Origin of the sequence: Serratia sp. JSRIV002 (genome assembly GCF_019968725.1) — a bacterium.
Classification (GTDB): domain Bacteria; phylum Pseudomonadota; class Gammaproteobacteria; order Enterobacterales; family Enterobacteriaceae; genus Chania; species Chania fonticola_B.
The window spans coordinates 1,119,301-1,135,856 of sequence record NZ_CP074143.1 but is presented as its reverse complement, the minus strand read 5'-3'; the positions used below and the strand labels follow the sequence as shown (position 1 = coordinate 1,135,856).

Annotated in this window: 13 protein-coding genes; 7 read left to right on the top strand and 6 right to left on the bottom strand. The window is 57.3% G+C overall.

Annotated features, from left to right (window positions below; genetic code table 11):
• Positions 1-127 precede the first annotated feature (127 nt).
• From KGP26_RS05225 to KGP26_RS05215, 3 genes are read left to right on the top strand one after another with little or no spacing between them, the layout of a single operon-like run.
• On the top strand, positions 128-1,525 hold the full coding sequence (locus KGP26_RS05225; protein ID WP_223665118.1) for a TolC family outer membrane protein: 1,398 nt from the start codon (positions 128-130) through the stop codon (positions 1,523-1,525).
• Between the two features lie 25 nt (positions 1,526-1,550).
• The gene (locus KGP26_RS05220) at positions 1,551-3,689 is read left to right on the top strand and encodes a type I secretion system permease/ATPase (protein WP_223665117.1); all 2,139 of its coding nucleotides are present in this window, start codon (positions 1,551-1,553) and stop codon (positions 3,687-3,689) included.
• Between the two features lie 10 nt (positions 3,690-3,699).
• The gene (locus tag KGP26_RS05215; protein ID WP_166734185.1) at positions 3,700-4,869 is read left to right on the top strand and encodes an HlyD family type I secretion periplasmic adaptor subunit; all 1,170 of its coding nucleotides are present in this window, start codon (positions 3,700-3,702) and stop codon (positions 4,867-4,869) included.
• Between the two features lie 57 nt (positions 4,870-4,926).
• Here the strand turns inward: KGP26_RS05215 and dinQ are convergent, their stop codons facing one another.
• Positions 4,927-5,010 carry a damage-inducible type I toxin DinQ gene (gene dinQ / locus KGP26_RS30385; protein WP_363135933.1) on the bottom strand — a complete coding sequence of 28 codons (84 nt, stop codon included), beginning with the start codon at positions 5,008-5,010 and terminating at the stop codon, positions 4,927-4,929.
• Positions 5,011-5,382: 372 nt separating this feature from the next.
• Positions 5,383-6,462 (bottom strand): lytic murein transglycosylase B, encoded by a 1,080-nt coding sequence (gene mltB, locus KGP26_RS05210; RefSeq protein ID WP_071682374.1) that lies wholly within the window; start codon positions 6,460-6,462, stop codon positions 5,383-5,385.
• A gap of 267 nt (positions 6,463-6,729) precedes the next feature.
• On the opposite strand from mltB, the gene KGP26_RS05205 reads away from it, so the two are divergent.
• The 4 genes from KGP26_RS05205 (at position 6,730) to KGP26_RS05190 (ending at position 11,747) form a co-directional block, all read left to right on the top strand.
• Positions 6,730-7,467, top strand: coding sequence for a carbonic anhydrase (locus KGP26_RS05205; protein ID WP_223665116.1), 738 nt, complete (start codon positions 6,730-6,732; stop codon positions 7,465-7,467).
• A 201-nt stretch (positions 7,468-7,668) separates the two neighbouring features.
• Positions 7,669-8,142: a (2Fe-2S)-binding protein gene (locus KGP26_RS05200; RefSeq protein ID WP_021179470.1), complete on the top strand. Its 474-nt coding sequence runs from the start codon at positions 7,669-7,671 to the stop codon at positions 8,140-8,142.
• Positions 8,139-10,409: a molybdopterin cofactor-binding domain-containing protein gene (locus KGP26_RS05195; RefSeq protein ID WP_209524123.1), complete on the top strand. Its 2,271-nt coding sequence runs from the start codon at positions 8,139-8,141 to the stop codon at positions 10,407-10,409. The genes KGP26_RS05200 and KGP26_RS05195 overlap by 4 nt, the downstream gene beginning before the upstream one ends.
• Before the next feature lie 6 nt (positions 10,410-10,415).
• Positions 10,416-11,747 (top strand): cytochrome c, encoded by a 1,332-nt coding sequence (locus KGP26_RS05190; protein ID WP_223665114.1) that lies wholly within the window; start codon positions 10,416-10,418, stop codon positions 11,745-11,747.
• 240 nt (positions 11,748-11,987) lie between these two features.
• Here the strand turns inward: KGP26_RS05190 and KGP26_RS05185 are convergent, their stop codons facing one another.
• The 4 genes from KGP26_RS05185 to KGP26_RS05170 all read right to left on the bottom strand — a co-directional run bounded on the left by KGP26_RS05185 (position 11,988) and on the right by KGP26_RS05170 (position 16,515).
• Positions 11,988-13,142 (bottom strand): IS481 family transposase, encoded by a 1,155-nt coding sequence (locus KGP26_RS05185; protein ID WP_223664977.1) that lies wholly within the window; start codon positions 13,140-13,142, stop codon positions 11,988-11,990.
• Between the two features lie 86 nt (positions 13,143-13,228).
• Positions 13,229-14,593, bottom strand: a complete 1,365-nt coding sequence (locus KGP26_RS05180; RefSeq protein ID WP_223665113.1) for a sigma 54-interacting transcriptional regulator — start codon at positions 14,591-14,593, stop codon at positions 13,229-13,231.
• Positions 14,580-16,352, bottom strand: a complete 1,773-nt coding sequence (locus KGP26_RS05175) for an ATP-binding protein (protein ID WP_115160343.1) — start codon at positions 16,350-16,352, stop codon at positions 14,580-14,582. The genes KGP26_RS05180 and KGP26_RS05175 overlap by 14 nt, the downstream gene beginning before the upstream one ends.
• Positions 16,342-16,515 carry a hypothetical protein gene (locus tag KGP26_RS05170; RefSeq protein WP_181817575.1) on the bottom strand — a complete coding sequence of 58 codons (174 nt, stop codon included), beginning with the start codon at positions 16,513-16,515 and terminating at the stop codon, positions 16,342-16,344. The genes KGP26_RS05175 and KGP26_RS05170 overlap by 11 nt, the downstream gene beginning before the upstream one ends.
• Positions 16,516-16,556 lie beyond the last annotated feature (41 nt).

The window sequence follows — 16,556 nt, the reverse complement described above, 5'->3', positions numbered from 1 at the left end:
CAGAGTTCAGGCCAAGGCAGTGCGGCGGTTCCGTTCGGGAGACGGGCCGCCGAAATTAACGATCGTCACAATAACAAAGCCGAAACCGCAACCCAGCGCAGTTATCGGCATAGACGTGGTAGCGATAATGAAAAGACACCTTTATGGCATGGATGGAACTCGGCTCACGCTACGGCGTGCGGCCACAATCGGACTGTTTTTGGGCGGACTAGGCGGGCTGACAGGTCAGACTCCCGCCGCACCGCAGGTCGAATTTAACTGGCAAGCCGCACCAACAGAACGTTCGGTCATGACGCTGACGTTACAGGATGCGATCCTGCGAGCCTTTGCTCGTAACCCGCAGATCGCCCAGGCTTCGGCGCAGATTAACGTGGGTAAGGCCGATCTGGCGCTGGCACAAAGCGCCTGGTTCCCGCAAATTGCCCTCAACAGCAATTTTGGCAAATCCAGCCAGACCGACTCCTCCGGCACCTTGAACAACAACGCCTCGGCAGGCGTGACCCTGAATCAGTTGCTGTATGACTTCGGCAAAACCAGCGGCAGCATTGAGGAACAAAATAACCTCTCCGACGCCTATCGCTACACGCTGTACCAAACCATGACCGAGGTGGGCCAACAAACGCTGCAGGCTTACCTACAGGTCAAGCGCTATCAGGACTTGGGTACAGCGGCGGAGCGCAACCTGGTGTCACTGAACCGGGTCAAGGACATCGCCGAACTGCGGGCCAATGCTGGCCTCAGTTCACAATCCGACGTGTTACAGGCGCAAACCCGCATCGCCGGGATGAACGCCACGCTGGAACAGTATCGCGCCCAACACCGTTCAGCCTTGGCGCAGCTTTCCGTACTGACCGGCGTCGTGCCGGATAAATTGCCCGACCTGCCGCAGCAACTGTTGCAACAGAAAATCACCCTCAAGTCGCTACCCTATCAAAAAAGCAATGCGGTGCTCAGCGCCCAGGCCAAGCAGGAAGCCGCGACCCAGCGCATCCGCCAGGCCGAAGCGCAGCACTGGCCTACCATCTCGGTCCAGGCTGGCCGCACCCGCTATGAGAGCGATGGCAAAGACGCCCAATCCTATTGGAACGATCAGCTGCAGCTCGTGGTGCAGGCCCCGATCTATCAGGGCGGCGCGGTCAATGCCAAGGTCGATGCCGCCGAGGGCGATCGCCAGGCGGCACAGGCTCAGGTCGAGGCCGCCAAGCTGGATATGAACCAGAAAGCCTCCACCGCCTATGCGGACCTGATCGGTGCGCAGCAGCGAGAGCTTGCCGGAGCACAGCAGTTGAGCAGCGCGGACTATACCCGCAGCGTCTATCAGGACGAGTACAAGCTCAGCAAGCGCAGCCTGAACGACCTGCTCAGTGTAGAACAAGACGTGCTACAGGCAGAAAGCTCACGCGTCATCGCCCTGTACGACGGCTGGGACGCGGCGGTGCGCTACGCCTCCGCGGTCGACAACTTATTGGATATGTTGGGTATCGAGCGCCAACGAGCCAGTGGCGACAGCTTACCGTCGCTGTAGTCTGAATGATTTGCCAGGAGCGCTTATGTCACAACCTGCTTCACTCGAAGCCTGGATCGCAGCCATGGCCCGAGCGGCCAACGGCTACGGCCTGGCTGTCGATATCAAATCCGTCCGCCAGCAAATGCGCTGGTATGAACAACTGCCAGCCCCGCGCCGCCTGGAACGCCTGGGCCACCTGATGGGGCTTAGCGTCAGCTTGCAGCCACGGGAGAAAGTCCGCTGGCGCAACGAGATCCTGCCCGCGCTGATCGAGATCGACGACGGCGGGCTGATGGTGATCGAATCCCTCGACAGCGAAGGCAAGGCGCTGTATTGGCTCAACGACAGCGGTGACGTGCAGCGAGAAGCCGAGCTGGTGGAGCTGCTGCTGAAAGGGCAAGGTACCATTGTGCTGCTGGGAGCGGCGAAGCGCGGGCAGGATACGCGCATCGACGACTTCGTGCAGCCCTATCGCAAACACTGGTTCTGGCAACATTTTCGCGGGGCCAAACGGCAAATCGGCGAGATCTCGCTGGCATCGATCATCAGCAACGTGCTGGCACTGGCCGGTATTCTGTTTTCGATGCAGGTCTATGACCGGGTTATTCCGGCCCAGTCTTACTCCACCTTATGGGTACTGTTCTTTGGGGTGCTGATCGCGGCGGCGCTGGAGTATGCCATCCGCCTGTCGCGCACCGTGATCTCCGATCTGATGGGCAAGAAAATCGACCTGAAGATCTCAGGCATGCTGTTTGCCCGCGCCTTGGCGATCAAAAACGAAGCGCGGCCAAAATCGACAGGCTCGTTTATCTCGCAGTTGAGGGAGATCGATCAGGTACGGGAATTGCTGACTTCCACCACCGTGGGCGCGGCGGCGGATATGCCCTTCGTGCTGCTGTTCCTCGCCATTATGGCGCTGGTTGGTGGCCCGCTGGTGTTTATCCCGATGCTGGCGATCCCGCTGATCGTCATTCCTGGCATCTTGCTGCAATGGCCGATGGCCAAGCTGGCGAAGGAAGGCATGCGGGAAAGCGCTCTGCGCAACGCGGTGCTGGTTGAGTCGATCGAAGGGGTTGAGGATATCAAGGCACTACAAGCCGAGCCCTACTTCCAGCGCCAATGGGAGCAGACCCACGCGGTCAGTGCCAACATCGGTATGCAGCAGCGGCTGTGGGGCGCGCGGCTCAGCGGTTGGGCCTCAACGGTGCAGCAGTTGACCTATGCCGGGATGCTGGTGTTTGGCAGCTATCTGGTGCTCGCCGGCGATATCACTACCGGTACCATGGTGGCCTGTAGCCTGCTTTCCTCACGCACCATCGCCCCCCTGATGCAGTTGACCATGGTGTTCTCACGCTGGCAGCACGCCAAAACCGCCATGACCGGCCTTGACGATCTGTTGAAGAAGCCGCTCGATAAACCGGAAGAGGGCAAGATGGCTCATTGCCCGGTGCTCAGCGGCCATTTCCAACTGCGCAATCTGCAATACAGCTACGACGTGGAGAAAGGGGAAAACTCGATCACCGTCAATAATCTGGAGATCAAACCCGGCGAACGGGTAGCGATCCTCGGCAAGGTCGGCGCGGGGAAATCGACGCTGCTGAAGCTGCTCTCCGGTCAAGCCAGCGCCACCCGGGGCAAGGTGATCATCGACGGGGTCGACATCAGCCATATCGATCCCAGCGATGTACGCCGCCAACTGGGCTTTCTCTCGCAGGAGTCGCGGCTGTTTTTCGGCAGCCTGCGCCAGAACCTGATGCTCGGCCACCCTCATGCTACCGAATCGGAAATGCTTCAGGCGCTGCGGATCTCGGGGGCACTGAGCCTGGTGCAACAAGATGCCGCCAGCCTGGATCGCATTATTCATGAAGGAGGCCGCGGTCTGTCCGGCGGCCAGCGTCAGATGGTGTTGTTGAGCCGTATGATCCTGCGTAACCCGCAAATCGTGCTGCTGGATGAACCCACCGCCTCCATGGATGAACAGTTGGAAGAGTACGTGATCCGCCAGATGCACGGCTGGCTCAGCGGCCGCACGCTGGTGCTGGTCACCCATCGGCCAGCGCTGTTGAAGCTGGTAGATCGCATTGTGGTGCTGGATAACGGTCGCGTGGTGGCCGATGGGCCAAAGGATCAGATCCTGCAGGCAGCCAATAAGCCGATCAATAAAGAACAGGGCGTAGCATGAGGAGCAAGCAATGAGCAATATCACCATGCAAGACGATCTGGCACGCCAGGGGCGGCGGCATTCCTCGGTACTTTGGTTGACGCTGTTGGGAATGATCCTGTTTGTGGTCTGGGCCTATTTTGCCCTGCTCGATGAGGTCACCGTCGGCACCGGCAAGGTTACACCCTTAAGCCGGGCGCAGCTGATTGAGAGCCTGGACGGTGGGATTATCGATCACCTGTATGTGCACGAAGGGGACATCGTCAACAAGGGCCAGAAACTGGCGCAGTTGGATGTGAAACGCTTCCAGTCCAACTATGGCGAGGCCTTTTCCCGCGTACGCACCCTGCGCGCCTCCGCCGAACGCCTGCGTTCCGAGCTGACCGGCGAGCCACTTCAGTTCAGCGCCGATACCTTGAAGGAGCCAAGTCTGGTGGCCCGTGAACGCCAGCTGTATGAATCCCGCAAGCGCAACCGCGATGAGACCGTCAGCAACCTGCAACAGTCGATGCAGTTGGTCCAGCAGGAGTTACGCATGACCGAACCGCTAGTTGCCAAAGGGGCTGCCGGCCAGGTTGAAGTCATCCGTCTGCGGCGGCAGGTCAGCGAACTGCGCGGCAAGATTGACGAAGCAATTAACCAGTATGCCGTGCGGGCGCGTGAGGAGCAGGTAAAAAACAACGCCGATCTCGACGCCCAGTTAGAGCTGGTGAACGGTAAGGAAGATCAGTTGGATCGCGCCACCATGGTCTCGCCAGTGCGTGGGATCGTGAAGGATATTCAGGTGACCACCGTGGGCGGCGTGTTGCAGCCAGGCGGCAAGCTGATGGAGATCGTGCCGTTGGAAGATCAGTTGCTGATCGAAACCCGCATCAACCCACGGGATATCGCCTATATCCGCCCTGGCCTGCCCGCCACCGTCAAGGTAACCGCCTATGATTCGTCGATCTACGGCAACCTGAATGGCGAGGTGGAGAAAGTTTCCCCGGATACCCTTCAGGACGAGGTCAAACGTGACCAGTATTACTACCGGGTTTACGTGCGCACCAAGCAGGCGGAGCTGATGAATAAGGCGGGTAAGAAGTTCCCGATCGTGCCGGGAATGGTGGCCAGCGTGGAGATCAAAACCGGGCAGAAAAGCGTGCTGGATTACCTGATCAAGCCGCTGAACAAGGTGAAAGAGTCGTTGCGGGAACGGTAATTATTAAAGGCCAGAGAGTGGTTAGCCTCCCTGGCCTTATTTACGTTTCCACCTTCATCAGTCGATGAATCTGCGGATCAGTTCCAACAGCGCAACCAGCGCTTTCAGAACGATGAGAACTTTATCAATGAAAGTTTTCATCCGTTACTCCTTAAAAAGGAGTGAGAGCCCCCTACTTGCCCTTACATTGCCTGTTATAGGAGTTGCCCTTCATTGTTAGATATTGGCTGCTTCACTCCGGCTAGAGCACCAGAACCGGCACCACCCGTAACTCTAGCCAGGACTTGAATACGTTCCCTCGCATACCAGAGTTCAACAGCAAACAGAGCTAACCCTCTGATTATATCCGCTACGCGGTAGTTTGAAAATCAATCAAATCCTGCGTATACTGATCGAGTTAGATATTGGCTGTTTCACTCTGGTTAGAGCCACCAACTCAGGCCGGAAAGTAAAAAAACCCGATTCACCATCGGGTTTTTTTACGCCTGAAACTCGCTCAAAAATCAGAAAAACTCACTGCCCGCGCCGAGCCCTGCCCACCGCTTCACCCAACTGCCACACCGCCATCGAATAATGCACGCTGTGGTTATAGCGGGTGATGGCGTAGAAGTTCGGCAGGCCGTACCAGTATTGATAACGGTTGCCCATATCCAGGCGCAGCAGGCTGACCTGCTGATTACCTTCCAACGAGCCTTGCGGCGTCAACCCAGCCGCAGCCAGCGTAGCAACCGAATAATTGGTTTTAAAACCGGTCTCTAAACCAGGAGCCTGGCCATTAGCTGGCACCGCCACCGTTGCCCCACGCGTCCAGCCATGAGCTTTGAAGTAGTTGGCTACGCTGCCGATGGCATCCACCGGATCCCACAGGTTGATATGGCCGTCGCCGTTGAAGTCAACCGCATAGCTCTTGAACGACGAAGGCATAAACTGGCCATAGCCCATCGCACCGGCGTAGGAGCCGCGCAGGGAAAGCGGATCGTCACCTTCGGCACGCGCCATCAGCAAGAAGGTAGCCAACTCACCGCTAAAGTACTCGGCACGGCGTGGGTAGTTAAACGACAGCGTCGCCAACGCATCGATAATGCGCGTTTTGCCCATCACCCGGCCCCAACGGGTTTCCACCCCAATAATGCCCACGATAATTTCTGGCGGTACACCGTAAACCTGATAGGCGCGCTGGAGATCCGCCTCATATTTATTCCAGAACACCACCCCGTTCTGCACGTTATCCGGCGTCAGGAACTTGTTGCGATAGCGGATCCAGGCGCCGTTTGGCGACGTCGCTGGCTTGCCAGCGGGTGCCTGCTTATCCATCAGAGCCACCACCCAGTCCAGCTGTTTGGCCTGGGCCAGTACGTCATGCAACTGCTGGCGCTCAAAGCCGTGCTCCTGCACCATCTTGTCGATAAAGCGCGCCGTCGCCGGATTATTGGCAAAGTCGCCGCCCAACGGATGAATGGCATGCTCCGGTTCAAGCACAAAACCACTCTGCACCAGGCTATCTGGGGGGGCCAGTTGCTCGGTAGGTTTAGGCTCGCTGCTACAGGCAGCCAGCAAAGGGATCAGGGGTAAAAGCGTAACCAGATGACGCATCGGATATCCATATAGGCCAGGCAAAAATAGTTGTCGCTATGTTAAGCCATTGTCTGGCGCGAACAAACAGGAATCTGGTTCCCGGCGGCCTCATTTTGTTCACAAAATACCCAGCTGAAAAGCCAGGGCACATATACACTTACTAGTGCTTACCTTTATCAAGGCGATACCCGTTCAACGCCACTACTCCCGGTTGTTTCATTACCTCTGGGAACTGGCGCAATCAACGTGTTTTCTCTCCAAAACAGCACACGAGGAATAACGTATATGAGTAAGCTCCCCGATCAAGAACCGCCACGCCGTGCCCTGCTAAAACGTACCGCAGCCCTTTCAGTATTAGCTATGACCGGCATTGCCGGTTTCACCGCACCTTCAGTGGCCTTTGCCGCCGCGATGACCAAAGAACAGCGCGATAAAATGACGCCGGACGACATCATCGCCAGCTTTAAACAAGGCAATATGCGCTTTCGGGAAGGCAAAATGCAGCAGCATGACTATGTCGCCCAGAAGCAGGCCAGCGCTCAGGGGCAGTTCCCAGCAGCGGTCATTTTAAGCTGCATTGACTCACGCGCCCCGGCAGAAATTCTGTTTGACGTCGGCATTGGTGAAACCTTTAACGCGCGCGTTGCTGGTAACATTCAGAATGACGACATTCTGGGCAGCATGGAGTTTGCCTGTGCTGCTGCCGGAGCAAAAGTGGTCCTGGTGATGGGGCACACCGCCTGTGGTGCGATAAGAGGCGCTATTGAGAATGTCGAGCTGGGTAACCTGACCGGATTACTCAACAAGATCAAACCGGCCATCGACAAAACCGAATTCAAAGGCGACCGCAGCGGTAGCAACTATGATTTTGTTGATGCCGTCGCCAAAACCAACGTCGAGCTGACCATCGCCGATATCCGCAAAAACAGCCCGGTGCTGAAAAAGCTGGAAGAGGGAGGAAAAATCAAGATTGTGGGCAGCATGTACCATCTGGACGGCGGCAAGGTTGAGTTTCTCGCTTAACCCCTAGGTAACCCCTCACAACAGCGGCGGGCATTAGCTCGCCGCTGCTTATAACTCTTCTTGAGTATCAATGCATTACATCACATTCTGTTTCAATAATTATTCTGCTAATTATTGAAAACCCCTCTTTTGATCAAACAAGCCCCCAGCCATCAACATAGAATTCACAAAAAATTAAACTCATCAAGGATAGGGTTTTACATGGAAATTAAGGTTAATGGCCGTTTGGTCGCACTGAGCAACATCCCACCAGAGACTCCCCTGCTGTATGTCCTACGCAACGATCTACAACTCAACGGCCCCAAGTATGGCTGTGGCCTGGGCGAATGCGGCGCCTGTACCGTACTGATCGACGGCGTTGCGACCCGTTCTTGTTCCACCCCGTTGTCTGCTGCCCAGGGGAAAGCGGTCACCACGCTGGAAGGGCTAAGCCATGAAGGCCATTTACACCCGGTGCAACAGGGCTTTATCGATGAACAGGCCGCACAGTGTGGCTACTGCACCAACGGCATGATTATGACGCTGGTGGCGCTGTTTGAACGCGATCCCCAAGCCAGCGAGCAACAGATCAAAAACGAATTAGCCTTCAACCTGTGCCGTTGCGGTACCCATCTGGAAATTCTGGCTGCGGCGCAACAGGCCAAGCGGCTTCTGGCCGAGCGCGGTGCCCAATGATGGAGATGCAAATAACCCGTCGCCGCCTACTGCAGGCGGGTGGCGTAGTGATGGTCAGCAGTCTGTTACCCTTCAACGCGCTGGCGAGCAGCCCTGCAGCCACTGGTAAAGCGATCCCCCTGGACCGTATCAGCAGCTTTATTGCCCTCAGTGCCGATGGCAAAGTGACCGCGTTTAACGGCCACGTCGATCTCGGCACCGGCATACGCACCTCACTGGCACAGATTGTCGCCGATGAACTGGACGTGGCTTTCGACGATGTCACGCTGATCCTGGGCGATACCAATCGCACGCCCGATCAAGGCCCAACCATCGCCAGCGCCACCATTCAGGTAACCTCGGTTCCCCTGCGTCAGGCGGCTGCGCAGGTGCGACAATTGCTGGTGGAACTGGCCGCTATTGCCTTCAAGCGCCCGGCCACACAGCTGACAACCGCCAATGGCTTCGTGTTTGCCCCAGATGCCCCCTCAGCCCGCCTGAGCTACGCCGAACTGGCGCGTGGGCAGGATCTGCATCTGCCGCTGGACAGCAATGTGGTGCTGAAAAGCCCGCAAAGCGGCCAGTATGTGGGCAAACCGGTGGCACGCGTCGATATTCCAGCCAAGGTTCGCGGCCAACTGACCTATGTGCACGATATGCGCCTACCAGGCATGTTACATGGGCGGGTAGTGCGCCCGCCTTATGCCGGAGCAGACAGCAGTGCACCATTGGGAAAAGCGATGATTTCCGTCGATCGGGGATCCATCGCCCACCTGCCCGGTATTGTCAAACTGGTGGTCATCAATGACTTTATCGGCATCGTCGCCGAGCGTGAGGAGCAGGCGATCGCAGCCATGCGCCAACTAAAGGTGCAATGGCAACCCTGGGCCGGGTTACCGGATCTGTCTTTGGATAAGCTGCACGCGACGCTGGAAGCCATGCCGAAAGCCGAGCGAATTCTGCGCGACGATCCTGGCACCACCGACGCCCTTGCCGCAGTCGCAACGCAGGTCAATGCCGACTACGTCTGGCCTTATCATTTGCATGCCTCTATCGGCCCTTCCTGTGCCGTGGCCGAGGTAAATGCGCATCAGGTGGAAATCTGGTCCGGTACGCAAAACCCCCACGACCTGCGCAAAGACATTGCCAAATTGCTTGGCCGTGAGCCGGAGCAGGTGCATATCAACCGCATGGAAGCTTCCGGCTGCTATGGACGTAACTGTGCCGACGACGTTTCTGCAGATGCGGCCTTACTGTCACATGCCACCGGCAAGCCAGTGCGGGTGCAGTTGATGCGCGAGCAGGAAGCGGGTTGGGAACCAAAAGGTACCGGGCAATTGATCCGCGTTCGTGGCGGGCTGGATGCCAATCATCAGGTCGCCGCCTACGAGCTGAGAACCAGCTATCCCTCCAACAATGCCGTCACCCTGCCGCTGGTATTAACCGGCATGGTTGCCAATCGGCCAGACGTACAGCAGATGGGGGACCGTACCGCCGTGCCGCAATATGAATATCCGCATATGCGGGTGATTGCGGAAGATGCAGCGCCCATCGTGCGGGCTTCCTGGATGCGTGGCGTGTCGGCGCTGCCGAACGTGTTTGCCCATGAAAGCTGGATCGACGAGTTGGCCTACCTCGCCAAACAGGATCCGATCGCCTATCGGCTGCAATATTTAACCGATCCGCGCGCCATTACGTTGATCCACGCGCTGAAAAAACAGGCCAACTGGCAGGATGGCCCCGCCCATCATAATCCGGTGGTCGAGGATCAAGAGGAGGTCAATGGTCGAGGTTTCGCCTATGCCCGTTACTTCCACAGCAAATTCCCCGGGTTTGGTGCCGCCTGGGCAGCCTGGGTCTGCGATCTCAGCGTTAATCGCCGCAACGGGCAGATCACACTGAACAAGATCTACGTGGCCCACGACTGCGGGCAAATCGTCAATCCGGCCGGGGTGCGCCATCAGGTGCATGGCAACATCATCCAGTCGGCCAGCCGGGTCCTGAAAGAGTTTGTCACTTTTGACAGCAGCGGTGTGACCTCACTGGATTGGGGCGGTTATCCCCTACTACGGTTTGACGAACTGCCAGAGGTGGATATCCAACTACTGGATAACCCGCATGAACCGCCGATGGGAGCAGGGGAATCCGCCTCCGTACCGAGCGCTGCCGCCATCGCCAATGCGTTATTTGATGCGCTGGGCGTCAGGCTGCGCGAAGTCCCCTTCACCCCGGAACGGATCCTGAAGGCTTTAGCTACCGCCACCTCTTCCAGCCATGCAAACGGGTAACACATTATGCACAAGATAAAAAAAATCGCCGGGCTGGGCGCGCTGGCCGTTGCCATCATCGTTGCCGTGGGGGCGATTGCCACCTGGCAGCCAGAAATGGTGCAAATCGATCGCCTGGATACCCATACCTTCAGCCAGGCGCAGATTGAAGAAGGTGAGCGTCTGGCCGCCGTTGGTGATTGTGCGGTTTGCCACACGCGCCCCGGTGGCGAACGCAATACCGGCGGGCTGGCAATGGAAATCCCGTTCGGTACCATCTATACCAGCAATATTACGCCCGACCTGGAAACGGGGATTGGCGGATGGTCCTATCCCGCCTTTGAGCGCGCCATGCGCCACGGGGTCGATCGCCAGGGCAATTACCTCTACCCGGCATTCCCCTATACCGCATTTACCCGCACCAGCGACGAAGATCTCAAGGCACTGTACGCCTACCTGATGACGCAGCCAGCGGTGCACTACCAGCCGCCGAAAACCTCATTACATTTCCCGTTCAATATCCGTCAGGGGATCGTGACCTGGAACTGGCTCTATCTGACGCCCGGTGCCATGCAGCCAGACGCCAGCCAGAGTAAAGAGTGGAACCGGGGGGCCTATCTGACGGAGGGACTGGGCCATTGCAGCGCCTGCCATTCGCCACGAAACTTCCTGTTTGGGGAGCAAGGGGGCAGTAAACATTTGAGCGGTGGTGTCGCAGAGGGCTGGACCGCTCCGGCCCTGACCGCCAACGCTCAGTTACCGCTGGCCTGGAGCCAGCAGGATCTGCTGACCTTTATGCAAACCGGCTACTCCGCTAACCACGGTGTGGCTGCTGGGCCGATGGCACCGGTGATCGAGGAAGGCCTTTCTCAGTTGCCGCCAGAGGATTTGCAGGCGATTGCCACCTATTTACGCTCTTTCCATCCTCAGGATGAAAGCCTCCCGGGTAAGGCCGCAGAGATAAACCGGTTGGCGGAGCAAACGGTAGAACCGCTGACTTCACAGGGATCACGGATTTTCTCCGGTGCCTGTATGGCTTGCCACTCTCAGGAGAAAGGCGCGCAGATGCAGGGCGTACGCCCTTCCCTGGCCCTGAACAGCAACCTGTATAGCAGCAGCCCGGATAATGCCATCCGCGTGGTGCTTTCCGGTATCCAGCAGCCGGCCAAAGGCGAGTTAGGCTATATGCCTGCGTTCCGTTATAACCTCAACGACGAGCAAATCGCCGCGCTGCTGAACTATCTACGGCAGGACTTTACCAAGCAGAAACCGTGGCCTGATTTGCAGCAGCGGGTGACTGAACTGCGGGCGGAGACTGACCCCTCACCCCAACCCTCTCCCACAGGGAGAGGGAGCTGAACGGAGCGCGTGGCAGGGTGCAAAGTTATTCTGTAACTATTTGATAGTTAATTTGTAGCACGCTTACTCCCATTCCCAATTGACACTGCGTTGTCGTCAGCACAGGAGTTAGTCTGTAAACAATTGATGTAAAGACAATTTACTATAATTAAGTGGTGGCTCGATCGGTTCCCTCTCCCTGTGGGAGTGTACAGACCGGGGACATGGTAGACAGGTGTTCAAGGACATGGTGAACACTTTTTAACATCCTTTACCCATGATGATCGACCTATTTCTCAGGTCGATCATCCCCACTTTCGTGCTGTACCACCATACCTCGTAGTAGCCCTCTCTCTCACTTGCCTTCAGCCCGACATATTCACCGATAAAGGCCTTGCCCACTTTCAGGCTCATCCCTTTCAGGCTCAGTTTTCCACTGATATCCACTTTCCTGACCAAGACCCCCTCGTCATACTCGGCTGCCGCCGGATTGCCATTGTACTGTCGCGATGAAGGCTGATAATGGGACGCCGGTACCGCCATTGACAGCGCTTCGTGTGGGCGTTCCAGGTTGTAGGTATCTCGCCAGGCGTCGAACACCTCCTGCAACTGCGCGGCATGGGTAAACCACCGTCCCTGCAGGAGCTCTGCCTTCAGGCTGCGGTGGAAGCGCTCCAGCTTACCCTGAGTCTGAGGATGATAAGGCCGAGAGTGACCCACCCGGATACCCTGACGCATCAGCCACAGTTCCAGCGCGGTCCAACTGCCCGTCGTGTCGCCCCAGGGTGCCCCGTTATCCATGGTCATTCTCTCCGGCAAGCCATAACGTTCGAACACCGCTATCAACTGAGACTGCACGGTGACTCGTCGTTCGTCTGGGCAGTGCGCCAGACAGAGCGAGAAGCGCGAATGGTCATCCAGCAAGGTCAGCGGATGACAACGCCCTTCGGCGAAGGGGAAGTGGCCTTTAAAGTCCATCTGCCAGAGTCGGTTCGGGGCGTCATGTTCAAAGCGTCCGACGGTGGGCGCTGGTGACGGACCGCCCGGTAGCAGGTCATGGTGGCGCATGAGGTTATGCACGGTGCTGGCGGCCGGTAACGTATGCCCCTGCATCTCGAGCCACCGCTTGAGCTTGCGTGCGCCCCACATCGGATGGGCCTGGTGTGCAGCGCGGAGGTATTGGACAACGATATCGGGTGTTCTGGAAGGAGAATGGTGTGGCACTCGAGAACGTTCGTTCAGACCGGCGCGCCCATCAGAGTGCCAGCGATGTAACCACTTGTATGCGGTAGCAGGCGCTATGCCGAACTGACGGCATAGCGCACGGATATTAGCGCCTTCTTGCGAGGCGAAAAGCACAAACTCGGTACGTAATGACATGGCAGATCTCTCATCCCACGGCATAAGCAACTCCACTCAGAAGTACTCATACCTATGTTGTAAGTGTCTACCATGTCCCCGAACAAGTGTTCATGATGTCCCCGGTCTGTACAGGGAGAGGGTTAGGGTGAGGGGTCCAGAAGCGACTTCTGTAACTTGGCCAACAGCGTTTTACGGGTAATGCCGAGCTGTTTGGCCGCCTCGGTCTTGTTACCGGCGGTTTGTTCCAGCGCCGCCAAAATCGCCTGTTTCTCGACCTGCTCCAACGGCTGGATCGCTTGGCCACATTGGCGATCCGGCTGCACATCGACGCACTGGCTGATACTCAGCGGCAGCTCTTTTTCACTGATAAAGTCCCCACTCAGCAGGATCACCCCGCGCTCAACGCTGTTCTCCAGCTCACGCACGTTGCCCGGCCAGGGGTATTTCAGCAGCATATCCATCGCCAGCGGGGTGAATCCTTTAACCGGCTTACGGTTACGCTCGGCAAATTTGGCCAGAAAATGCATTGCCAACAGGGGAATATCTTCGCTGCGCGCCCTCAGCGGCGGGCTGTCCACCGTCACCACGTTCAGCCGATAGTAGAGATCCTGGCGGAACCTGCCAGCCTCCACGTCCGCCAACAGATCCCGGTTAGTCGCTGCGATCAGACGGACATCCACCGACAGGGTCTGATTACTGCCCACCCGCTGGATCTCCCTCTCCTGGATCGCCCGCAGTAATTTTGCCTGCATCAGCGGCGAGACTTCTCCAATCTCGTCCAGGAACAGCGTACCCTGGTCAGCCTCCATAAATCGCCCTTCCCGGCGTTTATCGGCACCGGTAAATGCCCCTTTCTCATGACCGAACAGCTCCGACTCCAGCAGAGATTCGCTCAAGGCGGCGCAGTTAATGCTCACCAATGGCCGCTCCTTGCGCAGGCTGTTGGCGTGTACGGCCCGGGCTATCAGCTCCTTGCCGGTGCCGGATTCGCCGCTGATCAACACCGTCGCTTCGGAAGGGGCGATCATGGCGATCATTTCCAGCAGCTTGCGCATCGGTTCACTGCGGCCAATAAAATTTTGCTGATCGAACCGCAAACGCTGCTTCAGATCCTGGTTCTCGCTCTTTAACGAGGTATGCTCCAGCGCGCGTGCCAATGTGAGCTGCAACGTATCGAAATCGAGAGGCTTGGTCAGATAGTCATAAGCCCCCGCCTTTATCGCTTCCACGGCAGACTCCACGTTGGAGTAGGCGGTCATGATCAGGATCGGGATCGCCGGGTTATAGCTTTTGATGGCCTTCAGCGCCGCGATGCCGTCCATTTCCGCCATCCGCACGTCGCTCAGGATCAGATCGAACGGCTGTGCCCTGACCTGTTCCAACGCTTGTCGGCCGTTATGCGCCACGCTGACCCGGTAGCCCCAGCCGTTTATCAGAGCCTCGAGGATAGTGCAGTGGCTGAGATCGTCCTCAACCAGCAAAATATGTGCATTAGACGTCTGCATGAGCCTCCCCTTGTTGATTGTTGTGCCTGAGCGGGATCACCATTGTAAAGCAAGTGCCCGCTGGTTGGCCGCTGGTGACAGCGATCGTCCCCTGGTGCTCCTCGATCACTTTCTGCACCATGGTCAGCCCCAGGCCGGTGCCCGCCGCCTTGGTGGTGAAGTAAGGGTTAAAGATTTTTCCCAGGTCGTCAGGTGGGATACCAGCCCCCGAGTCGCTGACGGTAATGCGCATCGCCCCCTCCTTGGTCGCTTCAACGTCAACCTCGAGTACGCCATCCGAGCCAATCGCCTGGATGGCATTGAGATACAGATTCAACAACACCTGAGTGAGGCGATCGGGGTCGATCTCCACCAGCGGCAATGCTTCATCACAGCGGGAACGGAGGGCGATATTGTTACTCTCAGCATCCTGACGGATCAGGTGCAGCGAATGCTCGATCACCTCGTTAATCGCCACCCGCTGCAAACGCAGATCGGCAGGGCGCACCAACGCCAGTAACTCGGTGATCACCCGGTTGAGACGATCGACCTCTTTCGCCATCACCTTGGCCAGTTCATGCTGTTCACTACCCGCAGGCGAGCGGTCGGCAAAATACTTGGCGAAGCCTTTGATGGAGGAAAGCGGGTTGCGGATTTCGTGGGCCACGCCAGCCGCTAAATCGCCGATAGCCGCCAGCTTTTCTTTGCGGCGGATCTCCGCTTGCAGTTGGCGAATCTCCCGCATATCGCGGAAGATAAACACGTTGCCCAGAAAATGGCCGCTGTGATTAACAATATTCGCCACGCTGATGCTCAACGGCAGGCTCTGCCCACCAGCCAGACGATGGTCAATATCCTGTTCGATAATAGGCTGGCCGTGGCTACTTTTCTGCGCCAGTTGCTGCCATTCGGCTGGCAGCGCCTGATGGCTAGGCTGGCCAAACAGCTCGGCGGCACTACAACCCAGCATCACTTCTGCCGCATGGTTAACCACCCGGATCTGGTGCTGATCATTGGTGGTGATCAAGCCCATCGGCAAGTTACTGATAATTTCGCTGGAGAAGGCCCTTGAGTCCTGCAACTGTTGGCTGGAACGTTGATAACGCCGCCCCCAGAACAGCGCCAATAAACTGGCTAACGCCAGCAACAGCAGGATGGACAGCAAAATGGAGGTGTTGCGCATATCCTTTGCCTGGGCGGCATCCAGCGCGACAGTGTCTAACGCCGCAAAAATGACGGCCTGCTCATCATCCTGAGGCTCGGCAGCCTCCTGCATACGCGATCGGTTCATCATATGGCCGGAGTGGCCGCTACCGCGCTTAAGCGGCTTAAACCAACGGTAGGCTTCAAAAGCATTCTGCTGCTGAGCCTGCGGCTCATCAAAGGTCGTCATATGCCACTGTGCATCGCTGGAAATCTTCAGCTCAGCCATCTGTTGCGGGCTATACAGCTGCTGGCCAACACGTTGCGGATCGCTGTGCGCCAGAATGCGGCCAGAGCGATCGGTAATGGCGATGTACAGCACGTTCGGCTGATAGGCCATCTCCTCCAACAGGGTTTGACGCTGATCGTGACGCCAGCGCATGCCCATACCGGTACGAGCACCGGATTCAAACGAACTCATCAACACCGCGCTTTTTTCTCGTAGCGTCTGGATCTCCACCTCACGCCCACGCTGCAGATCTTTAATGGCCAGCGTGATGATAATGCCAAGCAGTAACGCGACCGCGGCGATCGCAATCCAGGCAGGTAAGAGCGTCGATTTGGTTTTAAATTCCATGGGCTTCCTCTGCAACCGGCACGCCAGCGTGCGGGTAATTATTACCCACACTATCAGTATGGCGAGTAAAAATAACCCACTTTATCTCTGGATGGCGACCAGCAAACGGCCATCCTCCACCATCAGTTATTTTTATTACTGTCATAAACTTAACGCGCTGCATACTGGAGTTCCTTGGCTGGCGCCCGTTGGCTGAGATAGCCA